The following is a 6,001-nucleotide window of genomic DNA, read 5'->3' as shown; positions in this document are numbered from 1 at the left end:
GACTTTTGCCGTCACTTTACTTCAACACAGTAAAAGATGTCAAATGGGTTCTATAGAGCTTTGTTTGGAGGTTTTTATTAGTTTGCGATCGCTAATCTTCTCAGGAAATCTAGGTTTGATCATTTAGTGACAAAAGAGGGATAAGGACTGGAAACTACTCAGGGGTGATGTATGGAAGCATCAAAAAAATCACAAGTTATGCTCAGTGCTTTTGGTTCCAGAAATTTTCGCCTGTACTACATAGGTCAGGCAATTTCTCTGATTGGTACGTCAATGACTCAAGTAGCTACTAGTTGGCTTGTATATCGCCTCACCGATTCCGCCTGGTTGCTAGGTCTAGTGGGTTTTGCCAGCCAAATTCCTACGCTTGTGTTAATCCCTCTGGGTGGAATCGTCGCCGATCGCACGAATCGTCATCAAATTCTGCTGGTTGCCCAAATTCTAGGGATGCTTCAATCTTTAGCTCTAACGTGGCTAGCTCTAAGCGGTACGATTAATATCCAGTACATTGCAATTCTTGGTGTGCTGCAAGGGATTATCAACGCCTTCGATATTCCGACTCGGCAGGCATTTCTTCCCGAAACAGTTGCTAAGGAAAATCTCGGTAATGCCTTTGCCTTGTACTCTTCTCTGGTGAGTGTGACGAGTATGTTGGGTCCTGCGATCGCAGGCTTGTTGATTGCGGCAGTGGGATCGGGGTTGTGTTTCCTAATTGATAGCATCAGTTACATCGCTGTAATTATTGCCCTGCTAGCAATACGGCTGACATCCAGAAAAGCCGTCATTTCCAAACGCAAACCTTTAGAAGAATTAAAAACTAGTTTTAAATATGCCTTTGGGTTTTTGCCAATTCGATCAGTGTTGATTGGTTCAGCTTTAGTCTGTTGCGTGTGGGGATTTTATTTAGCTTTGGGGCCGATTTTTGCCAAAGATATTTTGCAGGGTGGCCCTAACACCTTCGGCTTCTTGATGACAGCTTCCAGTTTGGGAACCTTAGCAGGTGGTATCTATTTAACTAAACATAGCAATGTACTGGAGTCGGGTAAAGTTCTAGCATTGGGCATAGGTTTTATGGGGATAAGCTTGATTGTCTTTGCCCTATCCCGTGTATTCTGGCTTTCGCTACTCTCATTATTTGCAGCTGGTTTCGGCTTTATTTTGCAGATAATTGCCGGACGCACTTTGCTTCAGATGTTGGTGAGCGATGAAAATCGCGGACAAATTACAGGTCTTTACGTAATGGCATCTACAGGCGCAGTACCTATAGGAAACTTAATAGCTGGCGCACTAGCAAGTAAAATTTGTAGTAGCAATACTGTCATCCTTGGTGCAAGTATTTGTGTTGCAGGCTCAATTTTCTTTAAACAACAAATCTCCACCTTCAGTAATCTGGTTCGTCTGAATCTACATGCTGAAGGATCTTAAAAGAAAAATAGCTCTGACGATTTGAAAGAGTGCATAATCAGCCATAATACCAAAAATTGGTAACAATAATGACTACTATAAATGACCCTGCTGTTGTAACTGAAGTAACCGATTTGTACCTCAAGTATGAAGAAGCCCTTTCTAATAACAATTTGGAAGTGATGGATAGCTTGTTTTGGGATGCGCCCGAAGTAGTGCGGTTTGGGATCACAGAAAACCTCTATGGCGGCGAGGAGGTTCGTAACTTTCGCCAGAATCGACCAAACCCGAAAATAGAGCGAGAAATCTTGAATCTCAAGGTTGTAACTTTTGGGAAAGATGCAGCAACAGTGACTTTAGAATTTCGCCGCAATATTAATGGTGTAGAACGTTTCGGGCGACAAAGCCAGACTTGGTACAGGTTTACCGAAGGATGGAAGGTAGTTTCAGCCCATGTTTCATTATTGCCAGTGTGAGTTTCAATATGACTAGCATTACCGAAATTGCTCCAGATATTTATCGATGACAATCGATCCCATCACATTTAGTCCATCATTAGTGCAACAGGCCGAATCCTTAGCTGCACAACTTGAGTTTACCCAATCCTCACTCCCGGAAGTTGGTCGCCTGTTGCATATCCTCACTAGGCACATTACACAGGGTCAAATTGGCGAGATTGGTAGTGGATGCGGGGTTGGTGCAGCTTGGATTGTGAGTGCATTACACCCAGATAGTACATTGATTACTATTGAAAGCGATCGCCAGCTTGCCAAACTTGTACAACAGCTATTTGCAGATAAATCTAATGTCCGCGCACTTCTAGGCGACTGGCGCGATTTACTCATCTATGCTCCCTTTGATTTGTTATTTGCCGATGGCGGAAAAGCAAAACTCACAGAACCTCAGACATTGATAACTGCCCTCAAGCCTGGAGGCTTAATTTTATTGGACGATCTCACACCCGAAGAATGCTGGCCTCCAGAATGGCACGGAAGAACAGATCCAATAAGGGAATTTTGGCTCAAAGATCCTCGGATTGCTGCCACAGAAATCCGCGTCACAGCAAGAAATTCAGTGATTCTAGCAACACGCATTCAATGAAATAATTTCTGCAAAAAGCAGAAAAATAGAGGTTTAAATATGGTAAATTCATTTGATTGGATTATATTAAAATCTAGACATATAGTAAAAGATAGATGGATTTCAGTCCGGTCTGATACTTGCCAAATGCCTAATGGAAGAATAGTTGACCCCTATTATGTTCTTGAATATCCAACGTGGGTAAATATTGTAGCTTTAACCAAAAATCAGGAAGTTATTTTAGTAAAGCAATATCGCCACGGTCTGAAAAAAACAATTCTAGAATTGCCTAGCGGTGCTGTAGAGGCTGAAGATGTTTTACCAGTAGAAGCTGCAAAACGCGAATTATTGGAAGAGACTGGTTACACTAGTAATAATTTTATTGAAACTGGTATATTATCACCAAACCCAGCTAATCATACCAATTTAACCCATTGTTTTTTAGCAACAAATGTCGAACGTGTATCTGATTTAAAGTTAGATGTTACCGAACAAATTGATGTAGTTTTATTACCCCTAGAAAAGGTAATTGAAGATATTGATAATGGTATATTGCTGCAAACATTACATATTAGTTCATTATTCTTTGCTCTAAAAAAACTTGGTAAAGTGCAATTTTATTAGTCATCTAGCTATAGTTGCCTTTTTCAATAACCATCATGAAAGGATAAAAGATATATGACTGTAACAATTTAATTTGATCGCGCTATAAACACTGAAGTGCTTACTACATACTAGGCAAAGATAAACTCGACAATGGCTAAAGGAAGATTCAGCAATGATATTGGAAACCCAACGCCTATTCTTGCGGGAAATGACGCTTTCTGACCTCGACGCGCTACTGCTTGTCCTCGGCGATGCAGAATCAATGCGCTACTATCCAAAGCCCTTTGACCGCGAGATGGTGGAAAAGTGGATTGATCGGCATCGCTGCAACTACGCACAGCACGGCCTCGGCTTGTGGGCGATGGTTCTCAAGGCAACGGGCGAGGTAATCGGCGACTGTGGATTGGTTTGGCAGGAGGTAGAGGGACACCAAGAACTCGAAATTGGTTATCATATCCGCCGTGATCAACAAATGCAAGGTTATGCGACTGAAGCCGCATCTGCTTGCCAGGAGTATGCCTTTAACGTACTGGATAGCGTAGGCGTAGCCCGCCGTAGGCATCGCGTCATTTCCCTGATTCGCCCTGAAAACATCCCCTCTCGGCGTGTAGCTGAGAAGAACGGCCTCAAAATCGTTCAGGAGACACTCTGGCGCGACATACCGCACTATATATATGCTGTCCAGCGCTCAGAAAGTAAACTTCTTACAACAAGCAATTTCTCAGAAGCATAGAAGTCAAAATTCAAGGCGTAGTCGAGGTTTTAGACCCTCTCTTCCCCACTCTCTAACAAATAAATCAACGCCTTCACTAAAGCCTGATTTTGTTCATTAGTACCAACAGTAATGCGTAATTTATCATCTAATCCTGGCTGCTTGAAGTAGCGAATTAAAATTCCCCGTTCCTTCAGTTTTTGATAGAGATATTCTGCGTTTCCTTCTCTTGGTTGTGCCAACAAAAAATTAGCTTGAGAATCCCAAATATGAAAACCTAATTGTTTTAAGTCTGTTGCTAACTTAGTCCGTGATGCCTTAATCTTTGCTACACAAGCATTTTTATAAGCTTGGTCGGTAATAGCAGCCGTGCCAATTGCACAAGCGATCGCATCAATGTTATAGCTATCTTTCACCTTAAACAATCCATGCAGCAATTTGGGATTTGCAATTCCAAACCCTAGGCGCAATCCTGCCAATGAGTACCCTTTAGAAAGTGTCCGAATCACGATGACGTTTTCGTATTCCTTTACCAAAGCCAAAGCATTCTCTTCGCTAAAATCTATATATGCTTCATCGATCACTAAAACTCCAGATAACTGGCTGGCTAATTTTCCTAGATCATTTGTTGCTACCACATGCCCCGATGGACTATTAGGTGATGCAATGAATGTCACAGAACCATCGACAGCAACCAGCTCTTTCAAAGGTAAACTGTAGTCCTCGCTGTAGGGAATCTCAATAATTTCCGCAGCTTGCATTTCTGTTAATGTGCGATATAGCACGTAAGTTGGCATCGGATAAACTACCTTCTTCCCCGGTTCTACACAAGCTCGAATGATCACGCTCAACAATTCGTCACTGCCATTTCCGACAATTATCCAATCGCTAGGAACTCCTAAAACTTTACTTGCAGCTTCCCGGAACTCTCCCCCGAAAGGTTCTGGATATCGCCGCAACCACTCGCCATCGATATTCCGTAGGACAGCTAATGCCTCAGGGGAAGGAGGATAGGGGTTTTCGTTGCTGTTGAGTTTAATAATCTGTGTACCGCGTTGGGGCTGCTCACCGGGAATGTAGCTAGCCATTGCGTCAACATTAGAGCGAAAGTAGTTGCTCATAGGGCATGGGGTATGGTAAAAACAGATTTTTATAAGTTAGGAGTTGGGAGTTAGGAGAGACGCGATTAATCGCGTCTGTACAGGAGTTAGGAGTTGACTAGGCATTCAATCCTTTTTATTTTGATATATTTAATGCCTAAACCTTGCATAATTTTGCTCAGTAAGCACGCGTCAGCCCCTATGGGGAGAAGCGAGAAGGTGCCCAATACTTCGACTTCGCTCAGTACAAGTGACCAATACTTCGACTTCGCTCAGTACAAGTGACCAATACTTCAACTTCGCTCAGTACAAGTGCCCAATGACAAATCATTACCGATATATTATTTTTTACAAACCCTATGGCGTTCTCAGCCAGTTTACAAAAGATGCTCCCACACATAGCACCCTGAAAGATTATATTAATGTACCTGATGTGTATCCTGTGGGACGCTTAGACTGGGATAGTGAAGGGTTGCTGCTGTTAACGAACGATGGACAATTGCAACATCGTCTTGCCCATCCACGTTTTGGTCATAAACGTACTTACTGGGTACAGGTAGAGCGAATTCCAGATGCAGATGCAATAAAAAGGTTGCAAATAGGTGTGGAAATTCAAGATTACCGCACTCAACCAGCAGAAGTTAGGCTGTTAACAACAGAACCACAGCTACCTGAACGCATCCCACCGATTAGATTTCGCAAAAATGTACCGACAGCTTGGCTGGAAATGACTTTGACAGAGGGAAAAAACCGCCAAGTACGGCGCATGACTGCGGCTGTAGGCTTTCCGACTTTACGGCTGGTTAGAGTCAGCATAGGCCGCCTACAATTAGATGACCTACAATTGGGTCAATGGCGCGACCTTACCACATTTGAACTCCAATTTCTGCATAATTTCAGTAAATCGAAAAGTTCTCCTCCAAAGGCAAATGCTCGTCCCAGCCTGGAAGTTTGAAGGGCATTTTTGGTAAATTAAGTTTTAATTCTGTTCTGGGTGAGTGTACAAAATTTTTCATTGAAATTCCACTATAAATCTTGACTCTTGTTTGTAAATAACTTCATATATCTGGGAATACTTAATCTAGAAGTCTTCAGGATT

Annotated in this window: 7 protein-coding genes; 6 read left to right on the top strand and 1 reads right to left on the bottom strand. The window is 42.5% G+C overall.

From position 1 onward, the window contains the following. Positions 1-171 precede the first annotated feature (171 nt). From HWQ38_RS26840 to HWQ38_RS26820, 5 genes are all read left to right on the top strand, one after another. The gene (locus HWQ38_RS26840) at positions 172-1,425 is read left to right on the top strand and encodes an MFS transporter (RefSeq protein WP_292799760.1); all 1,254 of its coding nucleotides are present in this window, start codon (positions 172-174) and stop codon (positions 1,423-1,425) included. Between the two features lie 68 nt (positions 1,426-1,493). Continuing rightward, on the top strand, positions 1,494-1,880 hold the full coding sequence (gene hpxZ, locus HWQ38_RS26835) for an oxalurate catabolism protein HpxZ (RefSeq protein ID WP_292799757.1): 387 nt from the start codon (positions 1,494-1,496) through the stop codon (positions 1,878-1,880). Between the two features lie 46 nt (positions 1,881-1,926). Then, positions 1,927-2,505: a class I SAM-dependent methyltransferase gene (locus HWQ38_RS26830; protein WP_292799754.1), complete on the top strand. Its 579-nt coding sequence runs from the start codon at positions 1,927-1,929 to the stop codon at positions 2,503-2,505. Between the two features lie 39 nt (positions 2,506-2,544). After that, entirely contained in the window at positions 2,545-3,108 is a 564-nt protein-coding gene (locus HWQ38_RS26825) for an NUDIX hydrolase (RefSeq protein ID WP_292799751.1), read from the top strand. 154 nt (positions 3,109-3,262) lie between these two features. Continuing rightward, on the top strand, positions 3,263-3,823 hold the full coding sequence (locus tag HWQ38_RS26820) for a GNAT family N-acetyltransferase (RefSeq protein ID WP_366933347.1): 561 nt from the start codon (positions 3,263-3,265) through the stop codon (positions 3,821-3,823). 29 nt (positions 3,824-3,852) lie between these two features. Here the strand turns inward: HWQ38_RS26820 and hisC are convergent, their stop codons facing one another. Further along, on the bottom strand, positions 3,853-4,923 hold the full coding sequence (gene hisC, locus HWQ38_RS26815; RefSeq protein WP_292799748.1) for a histidinol-phosphate transaminase: 1,071 nt from the start codon (positions 4,921-4,923) through the stop codon (positions 3,853-3,855). A 298-nt stretch (positions 4,924-5,221) separates the two neighbouring features. Between hisC and HWQ38_RS26810 the strand changes: the two genes are divergently transcribed. Further along, positions 5,222-5,857 carry an rRNA large subunit pseudouridine synthase E gene (locus HWQ38_RS26810; RefSeq protein WP_292799745.1) on the top strand — a complete coding sequence of 212 codons (636 nt, stop codon included), beginning with the start codon at positions 5,222-5,224 and terminating at the stop codon, positions 5,855-5,857. Positions 5,858-6,001 lie beyond the last annotated feature (144 nt).

Origin of the sequence: Nostoc sp. NMS7 (assembly GCF_017115085.1) — a bacterium.
Lineage (GTDB): Bacteria > Cyanobacteriota > Cyanobacteriia > Cyanobacteriales > Nostocaceae > Nostoc.
Note: the sequence above shows the minus strand (reverse complement) of the source record. Positions and strands in the feature narration are given on the sequence as shown.

Coding starts and splice junctions, on each gene's coding strand:
- hisC (WP_292799748.1), bottom strand. CDS start 4,923: ATGAGCAACTACTTTCGCTCTAATGTTGACGCAATGGCTAGCTACATT.
- HWQ38_RS26840 (WP_292799760.1), top strand. CDS start 172: ATGGAAGCATCAAAAAAATCACAAGTTATGCTCAGTGCTTTTGGTTCC.
- HWQ38_RS26820 (WP_366933347.1), top strand. CDS start 3,263: ATGATATTGGAAACCCAACGCCTATTCTTGCGGGAAATGACGCTTTCT.
- HWQ38_RS26825 (WP_292799751.1), top strand. CDS start 2,545: ATGGTAAATTCATTTGATTGGATTATATTAAAATCTAGACATATAGTA.
- hpxZ (WP_292799757.1), top strand. CDS start 1,494: ATGACTACTATAAATGACCCTGCTGTTGTAACTGAAGTAACCGATTTG.
- HWQ38_RS26830 (WP_292799754.1), top strand. CDS start 1,927: ATGACAATCGATCCCATCACATTTAGTCCATCATTAGTGCAACAGGCC.
- HWQ38_RS26810 (WP_292799745.1), top strand. CDS start 5,222: ATGACAAATCATTACCGATATATTATTTTTTACAAACCCTATGGCGTT.